20 protein-coding genes are annotated in these 24,270 nt (G+C 63.4%); 11 read left to right on the top strand and 9 right to left on the bottom strand.

Features of this window, described 5'->3' with window-relative positions; all coding sequences use genetic code 11:
• Positions 1 to 21 precede the first annotated feature (21 nt).
• Complete coding sequence (locus BLV47_RS31595) at positions 22 to 1,200, bottom strand: vWA domain-containing protein (RefSeq protein ID WP_092320448.1); 1,179 nt, start codon at positions 1,198 to 1,200, stop codon at positions 22 to 24.
• A 164-nt stretch (positions 1,201 to 1,364) separates the two neighbouring features.
• On the bottom strand, positions 1,365 to 2,210 hold the full coding sequence (locus BLV47_RS31600; protein WP_047284378.1) for an AAA family ATPase: 846 nt from the start codon (positions 2,208 to 2,210) through the stop codon (positions 1,365 to 1,367).
• Between the two features lie 263 nt (positions 2,211 to 2,473).
• On the opposite strand from BLV47_RS31600, the gene cysK reads away from it, so the two are divergent.
• The 4 genes from cysK to BLV47_RS31620 all read left to right on the top strand — a co-directional run bounded on the left by cysK (position 2,474) and on the right by BLV47_RS31620 (position 6,540).
• Positions 2,474 to 3,448 (top strand): cysteine synthase A, encoded by a 975-nt coding sequence (gene cysK, locus BLV47_RS31605; protein WP_092320449.1) that lies wholly within the window; start codon positions 2,474 to 2,476, stop codon positions 3,446 to 3,448.
• Between the two features lie 225 nt (positions 3,449 to 3,673).
• Entirely contained in the window at positions 3,674 to 4,612 is a 939-nt protein-coding gene (locus BLV47_RS31610) for an aspartyl/asparaginyl beta-hydroxylase domain-containing protein (RefSeq protein WP_060838044.1), read from the top strand.
• A 350-nt stretch (positions 4,613 to 4,962) separates the two neighbouring features.
• On the top strand, positions 4,963 to 5,826 hold the full coding sequence (locus BLV47_RS31615; protein ID WP_092320450.1) for a DMT family transporter: 864 nt from the start codon (positions 4,963 to 4,965) through the stop codon (positions 5,824 to 5,826).
• Between the two features lie 342 nt (positions 5,827 to 6,168).
• Complete coding sequence (locus tag BLV47_RS31620) at positions 6,169 to 6,540, top strand: hypothetical protein (RefSeq protein ID WP_092320451.1); 372 nt, start codon at positions 6,169 to 6,171, stop codon at positions 6,538 to 6,540.
• 71 nt (positions 6,541 to 6,611) lie between these two features.
• On the opposite strand, the gene BLV47_RS31625 is transcribed toward BLV47_RS31620, so the two are convergent.
• From BLV47_RS31625 to BLV47_RS36305, 3 genes are all read right to left on the bottom strand, one after another.
• The gene (locus BLV47_RS31625; protein ID WP_092320452.1) at positions 6,612 to 7,505 is read right to left on the bottom strand and encodes a DMT family transporter; all 894 of its coding nucleotides are present in this window, start codon (positions 7,503 to 7,505) and stop codon (positions 6,612 to 6,614) included.
• Positions 7,506 to 7,576: 71 nt separating this feature from the next.
• Positions 7,577 to 9,298, bottom strand: a complete 1,722-nt coding sequence (locus BLV47_RS31630; protein ID WP_425272213.1) for a methyl-accepting chemotaxis protein — start codon at positions 9,296 to 9,298, stop codon at positions 7,577 to 7,579.
• Positions 9,299 to 9,402: 104 nt separating this feature from the next.
• On the bottom strand, positions 9,403 to 9,576 hold the full coding sequence (locus BLV47_RS36305) for a hypothetical protein (RefSeq protein WP_167365727.1): 174 nt from the start codon (positions 9,574 to 9,576) through the stop codon (positions 9,403 to 9,405).
• Between the two features lie 42 nt (positions 9,577 to 9,618).
• Here BLV47_RS36305 and aceK point away from each other — a divergent pair, with 42 nt between their 5' ends.
• From aceK to BLV47_RS31655, 5 genes are all read left to right on the top strand, one after another.
• Entirely contained in the window at positions 9,619 to 11,340 is a 1,722-nt protein-coding gene (gene aceK / locus BLV47_RS31635) for a bifunctional isocitrate dehydrogenase kinase/phosphatase (RefSeq protein ID WP_092320454.1), read from the top strand.
• Between the two features lie 131 nt (positions 11,341 to 11,471).
• Entirely contained in the window at positions 11,472 to 15,383 is a 3,912-nt protein-coding gene (gene hrpA / locus BLV47_RS31640; protein WP_092320455.1) for an ATP-dependent RNA helicase HrpA, read from the top strand.
• Between the two features lie 235 nt (positions 15,384 to 15,618).
• On the top strand, positions 15,619 to 16,740 hold the full coding sequence (locus tag BLV47_RS31645) for a beta-ketoacyl-ACP synthase III (RefSeq protein ID WP_092320456.1): 1,122 nt from the start codon (positions 15,619 to 15,621) through the stop codon (positions 16,738 to 16,740).
• Between the two features lie 80 nt (positions 16,741 to 16,820).
• Positions 16,821 to 17,435: an RNA polymerase sigma factor gene (locus tag BLV47_RS31650; RefSeq protein WP_060838052.1), complete on the top strand. Its 615-nt coding sequence runs from the start codon at positions 16,821 to 16,823 to the stop codon at positions 17,433 to 17,435.
• Positions 17,429 to 17,662, top strand: coding sequence for an anti-sigma factor family protein (locus BLV47_RS31655; RefSeq protein ID WP_060838053.1), 234 nt, complete (start codon positions 17,429 to 17,431; stop codon positions 17,660 to 17,662). Before BLV47_RS31650 ends, BLV47_RS31655 begins: the two co-directional genes overlap by 7 nt.
• A 127-nt stretch (positions 17,663 to 17,789) precedes the next feature.
• Here the strand turns inward: BLV47_RS31655 and BLV47_RS31660 are convergent, their stop codons facing one another.
• From BLV47_RS31660 to BLV47_RS31670, 3 genes are all read right to left on the bottom strand, one after another.
• On the bottom strand, positions 17,790 to 19,112 hold the full coding sequence (locus tag BLV47_RS31660; RefSeq protein WP_092320457.1) for a putative porin: 1,323 nt from the start codon (positions 19,110 to 19,112) through the stop codon (positions 17,790 to 17,792).
• Between the two features lie 331 nt (positions 19,113 to 19,443).
• Positions 19,444 to 19,845: a hypothetical protein gene (locus BLV47_RS31665; protein ID WP_167365728.1), complete on the bottom strand. Its 402-nt coding sequence runs from the start codon at positions 19,843 to 19,845 to the stop codon at positions 19,444 to 19,446.
• Complete coding sequence (locus tag BLV47_RS31670; RefSeq protein WP_092320458.1) at positions 19,826 to 21,193, bottom strand: MFS transporter; 1,368 nt, start codon at positions 21,191 to 21,193, stop codon at positions 19,826 to 19,828. Before BLV47_RS31670 ends, BLV47_RS31665 begins: the two co-directional genes overlap by 20 nt.
• Before the next feature lie 84 nt (positions 21,194 to 21,277).
• Here BLV47_RS31670 and BLV47_RS31675 point away from each other — a divergent pair, with 84 nt between their 5' ends.
• Positions 21,278 to 22,183, top strand: a complete 906-nt coding sequence (locus BLV47_RS31675; protein WP_092320459.1) for a LysR family transcriptional regulator — start codon at positions 21,278 to 21,280, stop codon at positions 22,181 to 22,183.
• 86 nt (positions 22,184 to 22,269) lie between these two features.
• The gene (locus BLV47_RS31680; RefSeq protein ID WP_092320460.1) at positions 22,270 to 23,394 is read left to right on the top strand and encodes a GNAT family N-acetyltransferase; all 1,125 of its coding nucleotides are present in this window, start codon (positions 22,270 to 22,272) and stop codon (positions 23,392 to 23,394) included.
• A gap of 16 nt (positions 23,395 to 23,410) precedes the next feature.
• Here BLV47_RS31680 and aqpZ read toward each other — a convergent pair whose 3' ends face one another.
• Entirely contained in the window at positions 23,411 to 24,109 is a 699-nt protein-coding gene (aqpZ, locus tag BLV47_RS31685) for an aquaporin Z (RefSeq protein WP_092320461.1), read from the bottom strand.
• Positions 24,110 to 24,270: the final 161 nt, after the last annotated feature.

The raw sequence follows: 24,270 nt of genomic DNA on the forward strand, positions 1-24,270 counted from the left end.
CCGGCTTGCCGGCGAACCGGCTTACTTGGACAGAAAGCGCATGCCTTCTTCCAGGCCGCGCAGGGTCAGCGGGTACATCTGGTCTTCGATCAGCTCGCGAACGATGTTGGTCGAGGCGGTGTAGCCCCAGGTGTCCTTCGGGTAGGGGTTGATCCAGATGAGCTTCTTGTACTTCTCCATGAAGCGCTGCATCCACACATAACCGGCCTCTTCGTTCCAGTGTTCGACGCTGCCGCCGGCCTGGGTGATTTCATACGGGGCCATGGCGGCATCACCGACGAAGATCACTTTGTAGTCGGCGCCGTACTTGTGCAGCAGGTCCTGGGTCGAGGTGCGTTCCGAGCCGCGGCGCAGGTTGTTCTTCCACACCGACTCGTAGATGAAGTTGTGGAAGTAGTAGTACTCCAGGTGCTTGAACTCGGTCTTGCAGGCCGAGAACAGTTCCTCGCAGATCTTCACGTGGGCATCCATGGAGCCGCCGATGTCGAACAGCAACAGCAGCTTGATGTTGTTGCGCCGTTCCGGGCGCATCTGGATGTTCAGCAGGCCGGCGTCGCGGGCGGTGTGGTCGATGGTGCCGTCGATGTCCAGCTCGTCCGCGGCGCCCTGGCGGGCGAACTTGCGCAGCCGGCGCAGGGCCACCTTGATGTTGCGGGTGCCCAGTTCCACCGAATCGTCGAGGTTCTTGTACTCGCGCTGGTCCCAGACTTTCACCGCCTTGCCCTGGCGCTTGCCGGCGTCGCCGACACGGATGCCTTCCGGGTTGAAGCCGCCGGAGCCGAAGGGGCTGGTGCCGCCGGTGCCGATCCATTTGTTGCCGCCGGCGTGGCGTTCCTTCTGTTCTTCCAGGCGCTTCTTGAACTCTTCGATGAGCTTGTCCAGGCCGCCCAGGGACTGGATCTGCGCCCGTTCCTCGTCCGTCAGCGAGCGCTCGAATTCCTTGCGCAGCCAATCCTCGGGGATCAGCGCCTGCAAGTGCTCGTCGAGCTTTTCCAGGCCGTTGAAGTAGGCACCGAAGGCCCGGTCGAACTTGTCGAAATGACGCTCGTCCTTCACCAGGATCGCCCGGGCGAGGTAGTAGAACTCGTCCATGTCGGCGAAGGTCACGCGCTGCTTGAGCGCGTTGATCAGGTCCAGCAGTTCGCGCACCGACACCGGGACCTTGGCCGCGCGCATTTCATTGAACAGGTTGAGCAGCATGACTATCGCTCTCTAATAATCTTTGGGTCTGTTCAGAAGCTCGCCGAGCGGCGATCAGGCAAGGCAAAAACAGGAGAGGAAGCGGAGTTTAGCCTGCTAAGTGAGCATTCCGAACCTGTTTTTAACGCAGCATGATCGACGCGCAGGCCGCTTCTGGGCAGAGCCTAGCGGCTGCCGCGACGGCTCATGAACGCCAGGCGTTCCAGCAACTGCACATCCTGCTCGTTCTTCACCAGGGCGCCGGCCAGGGGCGGGATGGCCTTGGTCGGGTCGCGCTCGCGCAGCACCGCTTCGCCGATGTTGTCGGCCATCAGCAGCTTGAGCCAGTCCACCAGTTCCGAGGTCGAGGGCTTCTTCTTCAGGCCCGGCACCTTGCGCACGTCGAAGAACACGTCCAGGGCCTCGCTGACCAGGTCCTTCTTGATGTCCGGGTAATGCACGTCGACGATCTTCTGCAGGGTGGCGCGGTCGGGGAAGGCGATGTAGTGGAAGAAGCAGCGACGCAGGAAGGCGTCCGGCAGTTCCTTCTCGTTGTTGGAGGTAATGATGATGATCGGCCGTTGCTTGGCCTTGATGGTTTCGTCGATCTCGTAGACGTAGAACTCCATCTTGTCGAGCTCTTGCAAGAGGTCGTTGGGGAACTCGATGTCGGCCTTGTCGATCTCGTCGATCAGCAGGATCACCCGCTCCTCGGATTCGAAGGCCTCCCAGAGCTTGCCCTTCTTCAGGTAGTTGCGGATGTCGTGGACCTTGTCCACCCCCAGCTGCGAGTCGCGCAGGCGGCTGACCGCGTCGTACTCGTACAGGCCCTGGTGGGCCTTGGTGGTGGACTTGATGTGCCAGGTGATCAGCTTGGCGCCGAAGGATTCGGCCAGTTGCTCGGCGAGCATGGTCTTGCCGGTGCCGGGTTCGCCCTTGACCAGCAGCGGACGCTCCAGGGTGATGGCGGCGTTGACTGCCAGCTTCAGGTCATCGGTGGCGACGTATGCGCTGGTGCCTTCGAACTTCATCTGCAATTCCTCGAACGGTGACGGCGAGCTGCCCGGGGCAGGTCGATTGAATGGGGAGTGATGGCGCGACTATAACGCGCAGTCCGGTCGACTGTGAACGTAGACGCCCCATTCAGTCTCTGAATGGAGCGTCACCGGGTGACTTGGTCAGTCTGTGCCGGTGCCGCTTGCGGGCGGCCTGCAGCTCCTGCGGCGCGACTGGACGCTCAAGGGCGCCAGGCATACCCTTGAGCACTTCTTCACTGCTGCATAAGGACCCAGCCATGAGCCGAATTTTTGCTGACAACGCCCATTCCATCGGTAATACCCCCTTGGTGCAGATCAACCGCATCGCCCCGCGCGGGGTGACCATCCTGGCCAAGATCGAAGGGCGCAACCCGGGCTACTCAGTGAAGTGCCGGATCGGCGCCAACATGATCTGGGACGCCGAAAGCAGCGGCAAGCTCAAGCCGGGCATGACCATCGTCGAGCCCACCTCGGGCAACACCGGGATCGGCCTGGCCTTCGTTGCAGCGGCTCGTGGCTACAAACTGATGCTGACCATGCCGGCGTCCATGAGCATCGAGCGGCGCAAGGTGCTCAAGGCCCTGGGCGCGGAGCTGGTGCTGACCGAGCCGGCCAAGGGCATGAAGGGAGCGATTGAAAAGGCCGCCGAAATCCTGGCCAGCGATCCGTCCAAGTACTTCATGCCACAGCAGTTCGATAACCCGGCCAACCCGGCGATCCACGAGAAAACCACCGGTCCGGAAATCTGGAACGACACCGACGGCGCCGTGGACGTGCTGGTGGCTGGGGTCGGCACCGGCGGCACCATCAGCGGCGTGTCGCGCTACATCAAGAAGACCCAGGGCAAACCGATCCTGTCGGTGGCGGTGGAGCCGGCGACGTCGCCGGTGATCAGCCAGAAGCTCGCCGGTGAAGAGATCAAGCCCAGCCATCACAAGATCCAGGGCATCGGTGCCGGCTTCGTGCCGAAGAACCTCGACCTGGCCATGGTCGACCGGGTGGAACTGGTGACCGATGAAGAGTCCAAGGCCATGGCCCTGCGCCTGATGCAGGAAGAGGGGATTCTCTGCGGGATTTCCTGTGGTGCGGCGATGGCGGTGGCGGTACGCCTGGCGGAAACCCCGGAAATGCAGGGCAAGACCATCGTGGTGATCCTGCCGGACTCCGGCGAGCGCTATCTGTCGAGCATGCTGTTCAGCGACCTGTTCACCGAGCAGGAAAACCAGCAGTAACGCCCCCGGGCATTCGCCGGCTTGCCGGCGAATGCTGATCCAAGTCAGCCGCGGGCCTGGTCGCTTGTGCTATTTAAGCGCCTTTGTTGCACGACCGTTAACACTGAATGTTGAGTCGTGCGGGTTTTTCCAGGGTCCAGGAGTGTTTATCATTGCCGGCTGCCAGGTTGGGTGAACACTCCCCCACACAGCCTGCACAGGTGCCTATTTCCAAGGAGTCGTTGCATGAGCTTTTCCTTTGCCGCCAAGTTCGCGGTGTTGTCGCTGTTCGTCGGCAGCATCCTTTACGTGCATCTGCGCGGCAAGGCGCGTCTGCCGGTACTGCGCCAGTTCGTCAACCATTCGGCGCTGTTCGCCCCCTACAACGCCTTGATGTACCTGTTCTCCGGGGTGCCTTCCAAGCCATACCTGGATCGCAGCAAGTTCCCCGAGCTGGATATCCTGCGGGACAACTGGCAAGTGATCCGCGAAGAGGCCATGCACTTGTTCGACGAGGGCTATATCCGCGCGGCGGAGAAGAACAACGATGCCGGCTTCGGCTCCTTCTTCAAGAAAGGCTGGAAGCGCTTCTACCTCAAGTGGTACGACAAGCCACTGCCTTCGGCCGCCGCCCTGTGCCCCAAGACCGTCGAGCTGGTGAGCGCGATTCCCAACGTCAAGGGCGCGATGTTCGCCCTGCTGCCCGGTGGCAGCCACCTCAACCCGCACCGTGATCCCTTTGCCGGTTCCCTGCGCTATCACCTGGGCCTGTCGACCCCCAACTCCGATGCCTGCCGGATTTTCGTCGATGGCGAGGAATACGCCTGGCGCGACGGTGAAGACGTGATGTTCGATGAAACCTATGTGCACTGGGTGAAGAACGAAACCGAAACCACCCGGGTGATCCTGTTCTGCGACATTGAACGGCCGTTGAGCAGCCCGCTGATGACCCGCATCAACCGTTGGGTCAGCGCCCAGTTGGGACGTGCCACCGCGCCGCAGAACCTCGATGACGAGCGCGTCGGCGGGATCAACCAGGCCTATGCCTGGAGCAAGCGTTTCAGCGACAGCTTCAGTGGCGTGGTCAAGCAGTGGAAGCGCCGCAACCCCAAGCTCTACCGCATTCTGCGTCCGGTGCTGGCGGTGCTGGTGCTGGTGCTGCTGTGGAAGTGGCTGTTCGGATAAATCTTGCAACCCATCTCGGGCGCTGGTTATAGTCAGCGCCCTGTGAGTCCTGCTATTCACGTTCTTCCTCTTCGAGAACCATCGGCACATGGCTTTTTCCCCTCTCAACGCGGTAGTGCTTTCAGCGGTCAACGCTGGCGTCGTGCCGTGCGGGAATCAGCAGCCTGTGCAGATCGGTCAGTACCCCTCACCTGTCAGTAGCACGCCGGTGTACGCGGTCGTATCACCGCCGGGCGTTGGCTTTTCGGGCTGATCGGCATCGCTGCCGTTCCCTGTGCCCGCCTGAACCAAACACTACTGAACTTCAGCCTCGGCTGAATTGGCTTCTTGCCTGATTACAGGTGGTATTCATGTTGCTCATTTCCAAAAAGTCCGCGCTTGCGGCGGCTTCCACGAGCCTGTTCGTCCTGCTCTGGAGCAGTGGCGCGATCTTCTCCAAATGGGGGCTGGCCCACGCGTCGCCCTTTGCCTTCCTGCTGTTGCGTTTTGTCCTCGCCCTGATCGGCCTAGTGCTTCTCATGCCCCTGCTCAAGCTGCGGCTGCCTCGGGGCCGCCGGGCCATGGGCTTTGCCATGGCCACCGGGCTGGTGCTGCTGGGGGCCTACCAGATCTTCTACATCCTGGCCCTGGACCTGAAGGTCACCCCTGGCGTCATGGCCACCATCATGGGGGTGCAGCCGATCCTCACCGTGGTGCTGATGGAGCGTCAGCGCTCCTGGAGCCGCCTGTTCGGCCTCGGCCTGGGGCTCGCCGGGCTGATCATGGTGGTGTACCAGGGCATCGGGATGGCGGGGATATCCGTTTCCGGCATGCTCTGCGGCCTGCTGGCCCTGGTCAGCATGACGGCCGGTTCGATCATGCAGAAGCGCATCACCGACAACCCCTTGGGCACTCTGCCGGTGCAATACCTGGCGGGCCTGGTGCTGTGCGCGCTGTTCGTGCCGTTCCAGCCGTTTCACTTCGAGTACAGCGCCGGCTTCGTGATTCCGCTGCTGTGGATGGGGCTGGTGGTGTCGGTGCTGGCCACGCTGCTGCTGTACCGCTTGATCGCTCAAGGCAACCTGGTGAATGTCACCAGCCTGTTCTATCTGGTGCCGGCAGTGACCGCATTGATGGACTTCGTGTTTTTCGGCAACCGTCTGGCCTGGCTGAGCCTGATGGGCATGGGCCTGATCATTGTCGGCCTGGTCTTCGTGTTCCGTAAGAGCGCCTGACAGTTGCGGGCAACTATCTCCTCGGTGGTTGCCCTGACCCGCGGCCGAGCGCAATGCTCGGTCGCTTTTGCGCATTATTGATGCAATTAATGATCGACTATAAGCACGAATAGTGGCTAGATGCCACTATCGTCGTGGAGTTCTTTGCCGGTCAATAAAGGTCTGATTTCAAACCTTGCATGTGCACGTAATGAGCGACTGAAGCGAACCCTCAAGGTTCTTTTGATAACCAGATGCTTGGACTTTTTTGTTGGTATTCCAAATTCGTCCATCAGACAAACCTTAAAAACTAAAGCCGGTGCCTAGACTGACGACACAGTCCTTAAACAAAGGAGAGTCAGTATGAACGTAACGTTCGCTTCAACCGCTTTCGGTTTGCTTTTGGGACTGTCGAGCAGTTGCTTCGCCGCTGCTCCCGTGGCGCAAGGAGTCATCCGCTTTACCGGCAGTATTGTCGAGTCCAATTGCGCGTCCAGCGCTGCCAGCACCGGCTTGAGTCTGCGCCAGTGCCCTCAGGGTTCACGGGGAGGGGCGATTGATGTGACCCGCGTCGGGGCCAGTGTCAGCGCGGTGGATCGTTCGGCGGTCAAGCTCAAGCTCCTGGCCGACAGTGGCTCCCAGGGCCGCTACTACGATCAGCAGTACGCGTTCGTCGATCAGTCCGGCAAGGCGGTAACCTCCGGCACCTACCTGATTACCTTGAGCGTTCCATAAGGCCGCCGCCAGCGTTGCGACTCGGAGCTCCGGCACACCGAGTCGCAGGCTGATCAGAACCAGGCGCTGCTTCAGGTCACCGATTTTACCGAGGGCCGCAGCACCAGCCACAGCGCCACGCCAATCAGCGCACCGCCATACAGGTGCGCCATGGATAGCGGCTCATCCAGCAGCAAGGCCCCCCACAACACGCCGAACGGCGGAATCATGAAGGTCACGGTCATCGACCGCACCGGGCCGATGGCGCTGAGCAGGCGGAAATACAGCACATAGGCAAAAGCCGTGCAGCCCAGCCCCAACCCCAGCAACGACAGCCACACGCTCCAGCCACCCCAGCTGGCTGGCGGCTGGCTGATGGCGTTGTAGGCGAACAGCGGCAACAGCAACAGGCTGGCGCCGAGCATGCTGCCCAGGGCCGAGAGGCGGCTGTCCAGGCCGCCAGCCTGATCCAGCCAGCGCCGGGCAAGGAACCCGGCAAAGCCGTAGCAGGTGGTGGCCATCAGGCAGGACAGGGCACCCAGCAGCAGGTCATGGTCGAAGGCCACGGGCCCGGCACGGGTCAGGATGCCGACGCCGAACAGGCCCAGGCAGACGCCGGCGATCTTGCTCAGGCTCAGCCGCTCATGAAAGAACAGCCCGCCGATCAACACCCCCATCAAGGGCGTGGTGGCATTGAAGATCGCCGAGTAGCCGGCGGGCAGCACCTGGGCGGCCACCGAATACATGGTTGCCGGTATGCCGGAGTTGATGACCCCGAGCAGCAGCACGGTCTTGAGCTTGCCGCGAAAATTCCAGTCGACCCGCATCAGCGCCAGCATGACCAAGAGCCCGAGCGCGGCGATCGACACGCGCAAGAACGCCGTGGGCACGCTGCCCAGCACCGGGGCGATGATGCGCATGAACAAGAAGCTCGCGCCCCAGATGGCGGCCAGGGACAACAGGCGCAAGAGGTCGACAAGTCTCACGGCAATTTCCTTTATCGAAGGGCGGCGATCTTGCCCAGAGCCTGAGAGCATGGCAAACCCTATCGCACCCGCTACAGGATAAATCGTGTCACCAATCCATTAAGGTCCACTGCCAGGCGCGACAATTCCTGGCTGGCGGCGGAGGTCTGGGTGGCGCCCGCAGCTGTCTGGGTCGACAGATCGCGGATGTTCACCAGGCTGCGGTCCACATCCCGGGCCACCAGGGCCTGTTGCTCCGCGGCACTGGCGATCACCAGGTTGCGCTGGCTGATCTGTGAAATCGCCCCGGTGATCTTCTCCAGCGCGCTGCCGGCGCCGTTGGCTTGCTGCAGGGTTTGCCCGGCCTGTTCGGCGCTGCTTTGCAGGGCGCTGACGGTGGCGTCGGTACCGTGCTGGATGCGGCTGATCATCTGTTCGATTTCTTCGGTGGAGTCCTGGGTACGTTGGGCCAGGGAGCGCACTTCGTCGGCCACCACGGCGAAACCACGGCCGGCCTCGCCAGCTCGGGCTGCCTCGATCGCGGCATTCAGCGCCAGCAGGTTGGTCTGGCCGGCAATGGCCCGAATCACCTCCAGCACCTTGCTGATGTCCTGGGCCTGGGACGCCAACCCCTGGGCCTGCTCCGAGGCACCCAGCACTTCGCTGACCAGTTGCTGGATCGAGGCAATGGTCTGGCTGACCTGTTGATGGCCGTGACGGCTGTCCTGGTCCGAGGCTTGGGAGGCTTCGGCGCTGGAGACCGCGTTGCCGGCCACCTCATCCACTGCCGCGCTCATCTGCGTGACGGCGGTGGCGGCCTGCTCGATTTCATCGTTCTGCAACTGCAGGCCGCGGGTGCTCTGTTCCATCACCGAGCTCATTTCCTCGGCGGCCGAGGCCAACTGCTGGGATGATTCGGCGATGCCGCGGATGGTCGAGCGCAGGTTGTCCTGCATGCCGGCCATGGCCGTCAGCAGTTGCGCCGGTTCGTCCCGGCCCTGGCCGTTGACGCTCTGGCTCAGATCGCCGGCGGCAATGGTCCGGGCCACTGCCAGGGCCTGGGCCAGTGGTGCGGTGATGCTGCGGGTCAGCAACCAGGCCAGTAGCAGGGTGCAGGCCAGGGCGACGACGATGATGGTGCCGACGATCCACAGCGAACGTTGATAGAGCGCGGCGGCATCCTCAGCGGCGCCGTCGGCGCCTTGCTGGTTGAACTGGATCAGTTCCTCCAGGGCCGTGTCCAGTTGGTTGCCCAGGGGCGCCAGTTCGACATTGAGCCGGGTGTAGGCCTGTTCTTTGAGACCGGCGTCGATCTGCTGGATGATCTGTTGCATCAGGCTCGTGTACTGGCCAATCAAGTGTTTCAACCGCTCCAGCATGGCCGCTTCCTGCTCGCTGGTCAGCAGGGCCTTGTGTCGTTCCAGACGCTGGGCCAGTTCCTTGCGTTCGTCTTCGATCACGCGCTTGCTTCTTTCCCGGCTCGCAGCCTGGTCATTGACCAGCAGTCGCAGTGTTTCCAGGCGGATGGTGGCGATATTGGCGGCGCTGTCATGGATGTTCTCGATGCTGGGCATCCATGAGGCCTCGATGACTTTTGCACTTTCGCGCAGGGTTGCCATCTGCCCCAGGCAGAACAGCCCGACTGTCACCAGCAAGGCGGCCAGGACCGCAAAACTCAGGCTGGCTCGCAAGCCGATTCGAATATTCCTGATCGACATCATGTGCTCCTTGAATACATTAGAAAAACATTCGTCCCTCGCTGATTTAGCGCTGTTGTTAGGGGAGGGTGGGCGCTTTATATGGCAAAGTGCCATCACATTGAAAGGCCCTGAATAGAGCTGTTTTGCTGGTGATCGTGGGATTGTTAAGGCACAGGGAGGCGTTTTGGCGGTACAGGCTTGAGCCGGGCATCAGGCCTTCACGCCGGGTACTGGAAGGCCTGCGGGTGAATCGATAAAGCCCAGGCTTTGCCGACTTCAGGGTTTTTTATTGACCGATTGGTCGATTTAAAAAAATTGCCGGCAATCGTCAGCAAAGATTTCCCGGCCCGGCGGACCGGGCGAAAAATGCGCTTCTCCTCGGGTCGTTTCACTGGCTAAGCTCTGGCATCGCAAATTCCCGCAGAGGTCTACCTATGCCGCAGTCATGGCCCGCCGCCGATATCGCTCGAATGATCCTCGACGGCTTCGACGACTACCGCGAGCACTTCCGCCAGATCACCGATGGTGCCCGGCAACGCTTCGAGCAGGCGCAATGGCAGGAAGCGCAGAAGGCCTCGGCGGCGCGAATCAATCTGTATGAGGAGAAGGTCGGGCAAACCGTGACTCGCCTGCATCAGGCCTTCAGTGACGATTCATTGATGGAGGTGGCGCAGTGGCCGCTGGTGAAAAGCGCCTATATCAGCCTGATCGACCTGCGTTTCGACGATGAGCTGTCCGAGACTTGGTACAACTCGATCTTCTGCGGCCTGTTCAGTCACGACCTGATCAGCGATGGCTGCATGTTCATCCACACCACCCGGCCCAGCCTGCGTCGGGCCCGGGCCGCGCAAACCCGCAGCTACCGGCCCCAGGGCAACCTGTCGGCGATGCTCGAACAGGTGTTCGCCGACTACCGTTTCAGCGAGGACTATGCCGATCTGGCCGGCGACCTGCGGCGCCTGGAGGCGCAACTGCGGGAGAACCTGCCGGACTGGGTGTGCAAGGACCCGGAGCTGACCCTGGAGCTGTTTTCCTCGGTGCTCTACCGCAACAAGGGCGCCTACCTGGTGGGGCGCATCTTCACCCATGAAGAACAGTGGCCGCTGGTGGTCCCGCTGCTGCACCGCGAGGGCCGGGGCATCCAGATCGACGCACTGATCACCGACGAGGCGGATGTCTCGATCATCTTTTCCTTCACCCGCTCGTACTTCATGGTGGACGTGCCGGTGCCGGCGGAATTCATCGGCTTCCTCAAGCGCATCCTGCCGGGCAAGCACATCGCCGAGCTGTACACCTCCATCGGTTTCTACAAGCACGGCAAGTCGGAGTTCTACCGCGCCCTGATCAACCACCTGGCCAGCACCGATGACCGTTTCATCATGGCCCCCGGGGTACGCGGCATGGTCATGAGCGTGTTCACCCTGCCGGGCTTCAACACCGTGTTCAAGATCATCAAGGACCGTTTCTCGCCGTCGAAGAACGTCGACCGGGCCACGGTGATCGAAAAATACCGCCTGGTAAAAAGCGTCGATCGGGTCGGGCGCATGGCCGATACCCAGGAGTTTGCCGATTTCCGCTTTCCCCTGAGCAAGTTCGACCCGGCGTGCCTTGAAGAACTGCTGGAAGTGGCGCCGTCCACGGTGGCCGTGGAAGACCAGACCGTGCTGATTCGCCACTGCTGGACCGAGCGCCGCATGACCCCGCTCAACCTCTATCTGGAACACGCCAACCCGGACCAGGTGCGCGAAGCGCTGGAGGATTACGGCCTGGCGATCAAGCAACTGGCGGCGGCCAACATCTTCCCCGGCGACATGCTGCTGAAGAACTTCGGCGTGACCCGCCACGGCCGGGTGGTGTTCTACGACTACGACGAAATCTGCTTTCTCACCGAAGCCAACTTCCGCCACATTCCAGCGCCCCGCACCCCGGAAGACGAGATGGCGTCCGAACCCTGGTATTCCATTGGCCCCCACGACGTGTTCCCCGAGGAGTTCCCGCCGTTCCTGTTCGCCGATGCCGGTCAGCGCAAGCTGTTCGACCAGTTGCACGGCGAGCTGTACAACGCCGACTACTGGAAGGGCCTGCAAGACGCCATCCGCGCCGGCAAGATCATCGATGTCTTCCCGTACCGGCGCAAAGGCCTGGAAGACGAGTAGACGTGTAGGAGCCGGCTTGCCGGCGAAGGGGCCCGTGAGGACGCCTTCGCCGGCAAGCCGGCTCCTACGTATTGCCTGCGCTTTTCTGCGACAATCGCGCCCTGCCTAAATAGACGACCCTTGCGTACCTGATGACTTCCGAATCGCCCGCTATCGATCAACTGCTGAAAAACCTCGATCACGCCATGCTCGCCGACCGCCACCGCTTGCGTCGGCAGTTGCTTGAACTGCGCAAGAAGCCCGACGAGGCCAAGCTCGCCCAGTGGCTGGAGCGGATGCAGGCGTCGTGCAACCTGGTGACGGCGCGGCGTGCCAGCGTGCCGCCGATTCGCTATGACGACAGCCTGCCGATCGCCGCCAAGCGCGATGAGATCAAGGACGCGCTGCTCAAGCATCAGGTGCTGATCATCGCCGGCGAGACTGGCTCGGGGAAAACTACCCAGCTGCCGAAGATCTGCCTGGAGATCGGTCGCGGCCAGCACGGCCTGATCGGCCACACCCAGCCCCGGCGGATCGCTGCCCGCAGCGTTGCCAGTCGGGTCGCCGAAGAGCTGGCCACGCCCCTGGGTTCGTTGGTGGGCTACCAGGTGCGCTTCGAGGATCAGAGCGACTCCAGCACCCTGATCAAGCTGATGACCGACGGCATCCTGCTGGCGGAAACCCAGAACGATCGTTTTCTCGAACGCTACGACACGATCATCGTCGACGAGGCCCACGAGCGCAGCCTGAACATCGACTTCCTCCTCGGCTACCTCAAGACCCTGTTGCCACGGCGCCCGGACCTGAAGGTCATCATCACCTCGGCGACCATCGACCTGGAGCGCTTCTCCAAGCATTTCGACAACGCGCCGATCGTCGAAGTCTCCGGGCGCACCTTCCCGGTGGAAACCTGGTATCGCCCCCTGACCCTGGAGCAGGACGAGGAGGGCAACCGGGTCGAGGACGACCTCACGGTGGATCAGGCGATCCTTGCCACCCTGGATGAAATCGCCGCCTACGAGCGCAGTGAACGCCGCAGCCCCGGAGACGTGCTGGTGTTCCTGCCGGGCGAGCGGGAGATCCGCGACGCCGCGGAAATGCTGCGCGAGGCCCAGCTCAAGCACACCGAGATCCTGCCGCTGTACGCGCGCCTGTCGCCGGCGGAACAGCAGCGGATCTTCCAGTCCCATCCGGGCCGGCGCGTGGTGCTGGCGACCAACGTCGCGGAAACCTCGCTGACCGTGCCGGGCATCCGCTATGTGATCGACAGCGGCACCGCGCGCATCAGTCGCTACAGCTACCGGGCCAAGGTCCAGCGCCTGCCCATCGAGGCGGTGTCCCAGGCCAGTGCCAACCAGCGTAAAGGCCGCTGTGGCCGGGTCGAACCGGGGATCTGCGTGCGCCTGTACAGCGAGGAGGATTTCCTCGGCCGGCCGGAGTTCACCGATCCGGAGATCCTGCGCACCAACCTGGCGGCGGTGATCCTGCAGATGCTCCATCTGCGCCTGGGTGAAATCACCGCGTTCCCGTTTATCGAACCGCCGGATGGTAAGGCCATCAGCGACGGTTTCAACTTGCTGCAAGAACTCTCGGCCGTGGACCGCAACGGCCAGCTGACGCCCCTGGGCCGACAACTGGCGCGCCTGCCGGTGGACCCGCGCATGGGCCGCATGCTGCTGGAAGCGGCCAAGCTCGGCAGTCTCCAGGAAGTACTGATCGTTGCCAGTGCGATGTCGATCCAGGACCCCCGCGAACGTCCGCCGGAGCGCCAGCAGGCCGCCGATCAGGCCCACGCGCAATGGAAGGACGTGGACTCGGACTTCGCCGGGCTGGTCAACCTGTGGCGCGGCTTCGAAGAACAGCGCCAGGCCCTGACCGCCAGCCCGTTGCGCAACTGGTGCCGCAAGAACTTCCTGAATTACCTGCGCCTGCGCGAGTGGCGCGACTCGCACCGGCAACTGAGCCTGATCTGTCGCGACCTGCAACTGAGCCTGAACAAGGAACCGGCGGACTACCCGAAACTGCACAAGGCGGTGCTGGTGGGGCTGCTCAGCCAGATCGGCCAGAAGACCGAGGACGGCGACTACCTCGGGGCTCGTCAGCGGCGTTTCTGGGTCCATCCGTCCTCGGGCCTGGGCAAGAAGCGTCCGCAATGGCTGATGACCGCCGAGCTGGTGGAAACCACCAAGCTCTATGCGCGCATGGTGGCCAAGATCGAGCCGGACTGGATCGAGCCCCTGGCTGGCCATCTGGTGAAGAAGAACCACTTCGAGCCCCATTGGGAGAAGAAGCGCGGCCAGGTGGTGGCCTACGAGCAGATCACCCTGTTCGGCTTGATCGTGGTCGGGCGCCGGCCGGTGCACTACGGCCCGGTGGACCCGGTGGTGTCCCGCGAGTTGTTTATCCGCGAGGCCCTGGTGCGCGGCGAGATCCAGTCCAAGGCCAAGTGCCTGAGCGCCAACACCCAGTTGCTGGAGCAGCTCGACGCCCTGGAAGCCAAGGCTCGGCGCCGCGACATCCTGGCGGACGAGGAAACCCTGTTCGCCTTCTACGACGAGCGCCTGCCGGCGGAGATCCACCAGACCGCGACCTTCGACAGCTGGTACCGGGTGCACAGCCAGAAGAACCCGCAGTTGCTGATCATGCGCGAGGAAGACGTGCTGGCCCGCGAGGCCAGCGAAGTCACCGCCAAGCAGTACCCGGACACCCTGCATATCGGCGATCTGGAACTGGCCCTGAGTTATCACTTCGAGCCCAACCATCCCCGCGACGGCGTGACCCTGCGGGTGCCGGCGCCGCTGCTGCCGGCGTTGCCGGCCGAACGCCTGGAATGGCTGGTGCCGGGGCTGATCGAGGCCAAGTGCATTGCCCTGGTGCGCAACCTGCCCAAGGCCCTGCGCAAGAACTTCGTACCGGTGCCGGACTTCGTCAAGGCGGCCCTGCAGCGCATGGTCTTCGCCGAAGGTTCGTTGCCCCAGGCCCTGGGCCGCGAGTTGCTGCGCATGACCGGTGCGCGGGTCAGCGACGAAGCCTGGAGCGAAGCCGCGCAGCAGGTGGAAAGCCACCTGCGGATGAACCTGGAAATCGTCGACGCCCAGGGCAAGTTCCTCGGCGAAGGTCGTGACCTGGCCGAACTGACCGCGCGTTTCGCCGAAGCCAGCCAGGCTGCCCTGGCGGTGCCGCAGACCGCCAAGAGCCAGCAGCCGGTGGAAGCCCGTGTGTTTGCCGCGGTCGCGGAAAAGACCCAGCAGAAGATCGCCGGCCTGTCGATGACGGTGTACCCGGCCCTGGTGGAAGAGGCCGGGACGGTCAAGGAAGGGCGCTTCTCCACCGCCGCCGAAGCCGAGTTCCAGCATCGCCGGGCCCTGCAGCGCCTGCTGCTGCAGCAACTGGCCGAGCCGGCCAAGTTCCTGCGCGGCAAGTTGCCGGGGCTGACCGAGCTGGGCCTGCTGTACCGCGAGCTGGGCCGGGTCGATGCGCTGGTGGAGGACATTCTCCTGGCCAGCCTTGACAGCTGCATCCTCGACGGCGAGGCCAGCCTGCCCCGGGACGGCGCCGGGCTGGCCTCCCTGGCCGAGCGCAAGCGCGGCGCCTGGACCGAGCATGCCGAGCGCCTGGCGCGCCTGACCTTGGAGATTCTCAAGCTCTGGCACGGCCTGCAAAAACGCTTCAAGGGCAAGATCGACCTGGCCCAGGCCGTGGCGCTCAATGACATCAAGTCGCAGTTGGCGAACCTGGTGTACCCGGGCTTTGTCCGGGAAACCCCGGCCCTGTGGCTCAAGGAACTGCCGCGCTACCTCAAGGCGGTGGAGCTGCGTTTCGAGAAGCTCGGCAGTCAGGTGCAGAAGGATCGGGTCTGGAGCACCGAGCTGGCCGGTCTGTGGAGCCAGTACCAGACCCGTGCCCAGAAACATGCCCAGGAAGGCAAGCGCGATCCGCAGTTGGAGCTGTACCGCTGGTGGCTGGAGGAGTACCGGGTGTCCCTGTTCGCCCAGCAACTGGGGACCAAGGTGCCGATTTCCGACAAGCGCCTGAACAAGCAATGGAGCCTGGTCGACGCCTGAGCCAGGCACCCCCGTGCAGGGTCGGCTCCGTCGATCCTGCAATTGCGGCGAAAGATCGGTGGTTATGGCAAACTCCGCCGTCATAAATGCCGGCCCCGGTTATCTGCACCCCAGCCAGCCTGGGCGGATCGGAATAAAGCGATGCCAGGAACGCCTCCTTCAGCGGGAGTCGTCCCTTTACGGTTTGGCACGACGGTGCCAATACCTTCTGCCTCAACACATTAGAGGAACGACCGTGCATAACGTCGTCATCAGCGGCACCGGCCTGTTTACCCCGGCCAACAGCATCTCCAACGAAGAGCTGGTGGAGTCTTTCAACACCTACGTCCAGCAGTTCAACAGCGACAACGCGGCAGCCATCGAGCGCGGCGAAGTGCAGGCCCTGACTGAATCCAACGCCGCTTTCATCGAAAAAGCCTCCGGGATCAAGAGCCGCTTCGTCATGGACAAGGCCGGCATCCTCGACCCGCAACGCATGGTTCCGAACCTGCCGGAGCGTTCCAACGACGAGTGGTCGGTGCTCTGCCAGATGGCCGTGGCCGCCGCCGAGCAAGCCTTGCAACGGGCCGGCAAGACTGCCGCTGACATCGACGGGGTGATCGTCGCCTGCTCCAACCTGCAGCGCGCCTACCCGGCCATCGCCATCGAAGTCCAGGCTGCACTGGGCATCCAGGGCTTCGGTTTCGACATGAACGTGGCCTGCTCCTCGGCAACCTTCGGCATCCAGGCCGCTTGCAACAGCGTGCAGCTGGGTCAGGCCCGGGCGATCCTGATGGTCAACCCGGAAGTCTGCACCGGGCACCTGAACTTCCGTGACCGCGACAGCCACTTCATCTTCGGCGACGCCGCCACCGCGGTGATCATCGAGCGCGCCGACCTGGCCACCTCCAAGCACCAGTTCGAGATCGTCAGCACCAAGCTGCTGACCCAGTTCTCCAACAACATCCGCAACAACTTCGGCTTCCTCAACCGCGCGGCAGAAGAGGGCGTCGGTGCCCGCGACAAGCTGTTCGTCCAGGAAGGCCGCAAGGTGTTCCGCGACGTGTGCCCGATGGTGGCCGAGCTGATCGCCACCCACTTGGCGGAAAACCAGCTCAATGTCGGCGACGTCAAGCGCTTCTGGCTGCACCAGGCCAACCTCAGCATGAACCACCTGATCGTCAAGAAGCTCCTGGGCCGCGAAGCCTCGGTGGAAGAGGCGCCGGTGATTCTCGATACCTACGCCAACACCAGTTCGGCCGGCTCGGTGATTGCCTTCCACAAGTACCAGGATGACCTGGCCAGCGGTTCCCTGGCGGTGCTCAGCTCCTTTGGCGCCGGTTATTCGATCGGCAGCGTCCTGCTGCGCAAGCGTTGATCTAGGCTGATTCGGGTGTGGCGCCGGGCGCTATTGGCGCGTCACACCCTTTCAAACCTGCATGATTGAACGAGGCACGAATGGCTGCTGCTGATGACGCGCAACTGCTAGAGCGCCTTTTGGCGGGTGAGCAAAAGGCTTACAAGGAACTGGTCAGTACCTACCAGAGCGCCATGCGCGCGGTGGCTTACGCGATTGTCGGCAATCGCCATGCCGACGAAGTGGTGCAGGATGCCTGGCTGTCGGTGGTGCGCAATCTGGCGGGCTTTCAGGGGCGCTCCAGCCTCAAGACCTGGCTGCTGACCATCACCGCCAATGCGGCCAAGGGCCGCTACAAGCAAAATCGCCGGGAAGTGTTGCTCGATGACCTGCCCGCGCCCCATGGCACCGTCGGCGACGAGCGTTTCTCTTCCACGGATGGCCACTGGCTGGTGGCGCCTTTCGCCTGGCACGAAGACACCCCCGAAGCCTTGCTGACCGAATCCGAGCTGCGCGACTGCCTGGAGCACACCCTGCTCAGCCTCTCGGAACTGCAAAGCAGCGTCCTGCTGCTGCGCGAGCGCCAGGGCCTGGAACTGGAAGAAATCTGTAATCTTCTGGGGCTCACGCTCTCCAATGTCCGGGTGCTGTTGCATCGGGCACGTCTGAAGGTCTTCGCCACCGTGGAGCATTTTGAGGAAACCGGCCAATGCTGACCTGTAAGGAACAAGTGGCGCGATCCAGTGATTATCTCGACGGCCAGTTGAGCTTTCGCGAGCGCCTGATGGTGCGCCATCACCTGCTGTTCTGCCCCAATTGCCGGCGTTTCATTCGGCAGATGCGCCTGCTCCAGGCCACCTTGCGGGTGCTGCCGGAGCCACCCCTGGAGGGCTTGGATGCCTTGGCCGAGCGTCTGGCGACGCAACGCAGCAAGGACGTCTGAGAGGACAAAACACAGGCCGACGCGGCGACGACGAACGGATGATGGGGGGCGTTGCCCCGCGCCGGACTGTTGAAACCCGGCAGACGCTGCTCGCGCGAGCAGCGTCTGCGGTGTACGAGCTGGTCGCTTAGAACTTGGCTTCGGCGTCCAGTTGCAGGGTGTTGGTATTGGCGTCGCGCTGGGTGCGGCTGGAGTAGTCGGCCTTGGTCAGGAAGTAGGTAGCGCCCAGGGCGAAGTTCTTGTCGATGTCGTAGCCGACCTTGAACTTGTGGCCACGGGAACCGGTGGTGCCGTTGGCGAAGTCGGAGTCGGTAAAGGCACCGACCACGGCATTGCGCTGCACGTCGCGGTAGTTGTAGTCGAGGTTGAAGCCGAACACTTTCGACTTGGCGCCCAGCAGCCAGGCGGTGTCCTGATCGTTCACCGCATCGTTGTTCTTCACGTACTGGCCGTAGAACGACAGCGGCATCGGCAGGCCGCCGATGTCGATCTGGCTGAAGCCTTCGTACAGGCGGAACTGGTTGTCCGCCGAGTTGCCGTTGACCGCCAGGGCGCAAGGGGTGGAGGTGCCGGTGCAACGGCTGTCCTTGTCGTTCTGGTAGGCATAGACGCTGCCGCCGACGGTCAGCTTCAGGTTGTCGGTGATGGCGAAGCGGCTACCCAGTTGGCCGGCGGTCAGGCGCAGGTCGTGACGGAACTGCACGCCTTCACCGTCGACGTTGTCCTTGAGGCTGTAGTTGCCCAGGCTGCCGAACAGCTCGGCGCTACCGCCCAGCGGGTATTTGTAGGTGACGGCCAGGCCTTCAGGGTTGATGTCACTGTCCCAGATCACGTCGCCCATGCTGACCCAGGGTTGCAGCATCTTGCCGCCGATCACGTGCAGGTTCTTGACCGCGTCCGGGTGATAGTCGATGTAGCCCAGGTCCAGCCAGATCTGTTTCTTGTCGAAGTAGTTGTCCATGTCCTGGTTAGTGGAGCGGGCATCGTCGCCGCCGCCGGTGGCGATGCGGATGCCGGTGTCCACCTGCGGGTTGATCTCGCTGTAGGCGCCCAGGCGCGCACGGATGCGCTGACGATCCTTGTCGCGGCCGCCGTTGTTGGCTTCGCCGTCGATCTTGACGGTTTCCTGGCGGATTCGAACGTCGCCCTTGAACTGCGTCTTGGCCGCCCAGGCCAGCTTCTGGTCGAAGGCGCTGAGCTCGTTGGCTTTCTTGGCGGCTGCGGCCACTTGTTCGTTGGTTTCTTGCTGCGCTTGCTGAGCGATTTGCTGGGCCTTCTGATCCTTGGCCAGTTCGGCTTGCAGCTCCATGTACTGCGCCTGGGAAATCGAGCCGTTGGCCTTGAGCATGTCGAGCAGTTTGGCGTCGACCGCAGCACTGGCGGGAACGCTCATGGCCAGTAACAGGCCACCACACAGGGCCGCCGCGGTTTTCGTGGAAGCAAGACGCATAGCAATCTCCGAAGGTAAGAGTGGATGGCTCAACCATCCAGGACACAACCGACCTGTGCAGATCGGAAAACAGTGGTCGGGTAGAACCCGGCGCTCTAAAAACAGGCGCCAGTATCACGATGGTTTATGACAGCGGGGTGGCAAAGTAATGGCGTGTCGATGACGATTGCTGACTGCAATTCCCCCTGTGCGGGGGCGTTGTCGGTGTCGGAGAAGGGGGGAGGTCGAGGGGCGATCAGCCGCCGTTCAGCGGGCCGGTGTCGCGCAGCAAGAGGTCGGAGAACCGGGGCGGATGGCTTGGCCCGAGCTCGGGGCTCGGGCCTGGCGGCGGTCAGGGGCAGGTGGTTTCGTGCAGGTACAGCCACTGCGCCGTGTTGTTCTGGACACGGATGATCGCCAGGGACAGGCGCGAGGTTTCGAGCGAGTCCAGGCGCTGGATTTCCTTGTAGCGGATCGCCGCGCACAGGCCTTCCTGCCACACGCAATGCAGATCGCTGAGCCTGATTTCCAGCCCCGGGCGCTTGCCCAGGCCCGTGTGAAACAGCTGTTGCACCTGCTCGCGGCCGATCAGGGCGCCGCCGGTGGTGACCATCTGGAAGTCTTCGGCCAGCAACGCCAGCAAGGGGTCGAGACAGGCCGCGCCGTCCCCCTGCCGGTTGCTGAAGACGCTGTGAATCAGTTGGTGAATCTGGTGCACGCTGTGTTGCGCTTGTTCAATGATCGAGTTGGGCATGGGTGGCCTTCATGGTGGGGAGTTGGTTCAGGGTCAGCAGCGGCAGCAGACCGGCTGCGGCGGCCAGCAACAGGCTCAGGTGGTAGGCGCCGCTGGCGTCGGTGTAAGCCAGCAGCAGGTTGTAGAGCATCAGCAACCAGGCGGCGCCAAGGCTGAAGGCCATCTGCCGGTTGATGTTCCAGATCACGCTGGCCTGGTGCGTATCGGCGCCGTCGAAGTCCAGCAGGGCGGTGGTTTGCGCGGTGTTGGCGCCGGCACCGCCGCCCAGGCCCATCAGCAGGTAGGCCGCCATCAGCAACGGCAGGTCGGCTGCCGAGTCGACCCAGCACAGGCAGGCGATGCCGGCGCTGTGCAGCACCAGGGCCATGGCGAACAGCCGCGCGGCGCCCAGGCGGTTGTAGCCGCGCCCGCCCGCCAGCATCGCCAGCAGCGCGCCGGCGGCGTACAGCAGCATGAACATGCCGCTGTGCCGGGCGCTCAGGTGCAGGTGCTCCTGGAGGAAGAACAGGCTCAGCAGATTGACCCCGGTGAAGATCCCCGGAATGGCGTGATAGATCGCCACCGACAGGCCCAGGCGCGGGTGTTTCAGCAGCCGCAGTTCGACAATGGGCCGGGCGCAGGACTTGCAGTGACGCCGATAGCACTCGGCCAATAGCAGCCCGACGAGCAGGCTCGGTGCCGCCTGATACGCCGGGTAGCCGCTGCCGTACAGCGACATGCCCAGCAGCAGGCCAGCCAGGCTCGCGCTCACCAGCAGCAGGCCGCGCAGGTCCGGGCGATCCACGGGCGCTGCGCGTTCAGGGGCGATCCAGCACCAGGACAGCAGCGCCGCCAGCAGCGACAGCGGCAGGCTGGCGAAGAACACCCAGCGCCAGGAGCCGTGATCGACAATCGCCCCGCCCAGCGTCGGCGACAGCGCCGGCGCCAGCAGGGCCACGGCCATCACCAGGGTGGAAATCCGCGAGCGTTGCCCGCCCTGGAACAGGTTGAAGGTCAGCGCCTGCCCCAGGGGAATCAGCAGGCCGCCGGCCATGCCCTGGACCAGCCGCCAGAACACCAGCGACATGAAGCTGTCGGCCAGCCCGCACATCAGCCCTGCGCCGCTGAACAGCAGCATCGAGGCGCAGAGCACCTGGCGGTTGCCGAAGCGCCCGGCCAGCCAGGTGCTGACGGCGATCACCAGGGTCAGGCCAAGGATGTAGGCGTTGGCCACCCAGGCCACGGCGGCGCTGGACACCTGCAAGTGGCTGGCAATGCTGGGCAGGGCCACCGCCGACATGAAGATGTTGACGCAATCGATAAAGAACCCGAGGAGAAATACCACCGCCACTTTGTATCTGTAAGTCATGCCGTCGCCCTTTTTGCGCGCAGCTTAGGGAGCTTGGGGGTGGAGTGTCGAGGTGCCTATACTTGACACATTGTTTAATGAGATTTGACAGTGAGCGATCATTTTCACGGCCAGCTGCACCGGGTGCAGACCTTCCTCGCGGTGGTCGACTTCGGTTCCTACACCCGCGCCGCGCAGTACCTGGGGATCAGCAAGGCCATGGCCAGCCTGCATGTGAAGGCTCTGGAGCGGGCGCTGGCGAGCACCTTGCTGGTGCGCACCACGCGGCAGGTGACCCTGACCGAAACCGGCCAGGACCTTTACCACGAATTCAAGGGGATTGTCGCCAATATCGACACAGCCTTCGACAACGTGCTGCATGGGCGCAACCGGGTCAGCGGCAAGCTGCGCATCAGTTCCACGGCGGAGTATGCCGAGACGTTCGTGTTGCCGATCCTGCCGCTGTTCACCGCGCGTTACCCCGAAGTGCGCCTGAGCTATCACTTCAATTCATCGCTGAATGATTTGGTGGCGGAAAAGCTCGACCTGGTGATCCGCCTCGGCCACCTGGCGGATTCGGGCTTCAAGGGACGCCAGCTGGCGGACTACGCCATTGCCCTGGTGGCCAGTCCGGCGCTGCTTGATGGCCGGGAGTTGCGGCGGATCGAGGACCTGAGCGCGCTGCCGTGGATCGGCAACAGCAACCTGGCCGGGCCGCCCGGTTGGACCTTCAACCATCCGCGCCGTGGTGAGGTGGAGGTGAAGGTCAGCCCCGGGCACGAATCCAACTCGGCGACGGCGATTCGCGCCCTGGCCCTGGCGGGCCTGGGGCTGGCGGTGCTGCCGGAGTGGATGGTCCTCGATGACCTGGGCAGCGGCCGCCTGGTGCGGGTTTTGCCCGAATACCGGTTGGCTGCTCAGCCGGTGCACGTGCTGTTTCCCAACAGCGCGCACCTGCCGCGCAAATCCCGGGTGTTCATCGATTTTCTCGCCGAGCACCTGGGGCGTTGAGAACGTGCCCAGGTGCCAGCGGTTTCGGTGAGCCCGGGGATGGGGGATACTCGCCGGGTTGTCCGATCTGAACTCCGGGGACCCCGATGCCGCTGCAATCCTTGAACAGTCTGTCTGCCGTCGATCCCGCGCAATGGGATGGCTTGCTCAAGGACGGGCAACCCTTCGTGCGCCATGCCTTTCTCAGTGCCCTGGAAGACAGCGGCAGCCTTGGTCCGCGCTCGGGCTGGCAGGCCGAGCACCTGTTGCATGTAGAGGACGGCCGCCTGCTGGCGGCCCTGCCCAGCTATCGCAAATGGCACTCCTACGGCGAGTACGTGTTCGATCACGGTTGGGCCGATGCCTGCGCCCGCGCCGGCATCGACTATTACCCCAAGCTGCTGACGGCGGTGCCGTTCAGCCCGGTCAGTGGCGCGCGGGTGCTGGCGGCGACTCAGGCGGATGCGTTCGAGTTGTTGAAAAGCCTGCCCGGCTACCTGGAGATCGAAGGGCTTTCCAGCGCCCATATCAACTTCACCGACGACTTCAGCGACGCCGCCCTGGAACAGCAACCGGGCTGGTTGCAGCGCCTGGGCTGTCAGTTCCACTGGCAGAACCGTGGCTACCGTGACTTTCAGGATTTTCTCGACGCCCTGAGCTCGCGCAAGCGCAAGCAGATGCGCAAGGAGCGCGAGCAGGTGGCGGGGCAGGGCTTTGATTTCCAGTGGTTCGAAGGCCATGAACTGGACGAGGCGCAGTGGGATTTCGTCTATGCCTGCTACGCCAATACCTATGCGGTGCGGCGCCAGTCACCGTACCTGACCCGGGCCTTCTTCAGCCTGCTGGCCGAGCGCATGCCCGAGGCTATCCGCGTGGTCCTGGCCAAGCAGGGCGGGCGCCCGGTGGCCATGGCCTTCAGCCTGGTGGGCGGCGACAGCTTCTACGGCCGCTACTGGGGCTGCCTGGCGGAGTTCGACCGCCTGCATTTCGAGACCTGTTTCTACCAGGGCATGGAGTACGCGATTGCCCAGGGACTGCAGCGTTTCGACGCCGGAGCCCAGGGCGAGCACAAGCTGATCCGCGGCTTTGAACCGGTACTGACCCGGTCCTGGCACTACCTGCGCCACCCCGGGCTGAACACCGCGGTGAAGGATTTCCTGCAACAGGAACGGGCCGGAATTCGCGCTTATGCCGAAGAAGCGAGGGACGCCTTGCCCTATCGGCAGGCGTGACCCTCGCCGTCTTCGCTCAGCTGTCTTCCTCGCCCAGCCAGCGGTAGACCACGCCGCCGATCACCGCGCCGAGGATCGGTGCCAGCCAGAACAGCCACAGCTGCTGCAAGGCCCAGCCGCCGACGATCAGTGCCGGGCCGGTGCTGCGGGCCGGGTTGACCGAGGTGTTGGTGACCGGGATCGAGATCAGGTGGATCAGGGTCAGGGCCAGGCCGATGGCGATTGGCGCCAGTCCCGCCGGGGCGCGCTTGTCGGTGGCGCCGAGGATGATCACTACGAACATCAAGGTCATCACCAGCTCGCAGACAAACCCCGCGGCCATGGAATAGCCGCCGGGGGAGTGGGCGCCATAGCCGTTGGAAGCCAGTCCCGAGGCCAGTTCGAAACCGGGCTTGCCGCTGGCGATGAAGTACAGCAGCGCCGCGGCAATCACCCCGCCGAGCACCTGGGCGACGATATAGGCCGGCAATTCCCTGGCCGGGAAGCGTCCACCCACCACCAGCCCGACGGACACCGCGGGGTTCAAGTGGCAACCGGAGATATGGCCGATGGCGAAGGCCATGGTCAGCACCGTCAGGCCGAAGGCCAGGGCGACGCCGAGCAGGCCGATGCCGACATTGGGAAAGGCCGCCGCGAGCACGGCGCTGCCGCACCCGCCCAGGACCAGCCAGAAAGTACCGAGCATTTCGGTAACGGAACGTTTGAACAAAGACATGGGTGAATCCTTGATAGGTCAACCTATCAACGCGATACAACTGTTATGCATCCCGCAGGTTAACTACAGGTTCCGCTCCGGAACCTAGGGTCAGTACAGCAGGCTTTCGGCGCAATTCCAGTCCGCCTAAAAAAACGCCAGAGCCCCCTGAAATAGCGGGC

It is taken from the genome of Pseudomonas saponiphila (genome assembly GCF_900105185.1).
GTDB lineage: Bacteria > Pseudomonadota > Gammaproteobacteria > Pseudomonadales > Pseudomonadaceae > Aquipseudomonas > Aquipseudomonas saponiphila.

Coding starts and splice junctions, on each gene's coding strand:
- BLV47_RS31610 (WP_060838044.1), top strand. CDS start 3,674: ATGAGCTTTTCCTTTGCCGCCAAGTTCGCGGTGTTGTCGCTGTTCGTC.
- BLV47_RS31600 (WP_047284378.1), bottom strand. CDS start 2,210: ATGAAGTTCGAAGGCACCAGCGCATACGTCGCCACCGATGACCTGAAG.
- BLV47_RS31655 (WP_060838053.1), top strand. CDS start 17,429: ATGCTGACCTGTAAGGAACAAGTGGCGCGATCCAGTGATTATCTCGAC.
- BLV47_RS31670 (WP_092320458.1), bottom strand. CDS start 21,193: ATGACTTACAGATACAAAGTGGCGGTGGTATTTCTCCTCGGGTTCTTT.
- BLV47_RS31615 (WP_092320450.1), top strand. CDS start 4,963: ATGTTGCTCATTTCCAAAAAGTCCGCGCTTGCGGCGGCTTCCACGAGC.
- BLV47_RS31650 (WP_060838052.1), top strand. CDS start 16,821: ATGGCTGCTGCTGATGACGCGCAACTGCTAGAGCGCCTTTTGGCGGGT.
- BLV47_RS31620 (WP_092320451.1), top strand. CDS start 6,169: ATGAACGTAACGTTCGCTTCAACCGCTTTCGGTTTGCTTTTGGGACTG.
- BLV47_RS31595 (WP_092320448.1), bottom strand. CDS start 1,200: ATGCTGCTCAACCTGTTCAATGAAATGCGCGCGGCCAAGGTCCCGGTG.
- BLV47_RS31630 (WP_425272213.1), bottom strand. CDS start 9,298: ATGGCACTTTGCCATATAAAGCGCCCACCCTCCCCTAACAACAGCGCT.
- aqpZ (WP_092320461.1), bottom strand. CDS start 24,109: ATGTCTTTGTTCAAACGTTCCGTTACCGAAATGCTCGGTACTTTCTGG.
- cysK (WP_092320449.1), top strand. CDS start 2,474: ATGAGCCGAATTTTTGCTGACAACGCCCATTCCATCGGTAATACCCCC.
- aceK (WP_092320454.1), top strand. CDS start 9,619: ATGCCGCAGTCATGGCCCGCCGCCGATATCGCTCGAATGATCCTCGAC.
- BLV47_RS31660 (WP_092320457.1), bottom strand. CDS start 19,112: ATGCGTCTTGCTTCCACGAAAACCGCGGCGGCCCTGTGTGGTGGCCTG.
- hrpA (WP_092320455.1), top strand. CDS start 11,472: ATGACTTCCGAATCGCCCGCTATCGATCAACTGCTGAAAAACCTCGAT.
- BLV47_RS31665 (WP_167365728.1), bottom strand. CDS start 19,845: ATGCCCAACTCGATCATTGAACAAGCGCAACACAGCGTGCACCAGATT.
- BLV47_RS31680 (WP_092320460.1), top strand. CDS start 22,270: ATGCCGCTGCAATCCTTGAACAGTCTGTCTGCCGTCGATCCCGCGCAA.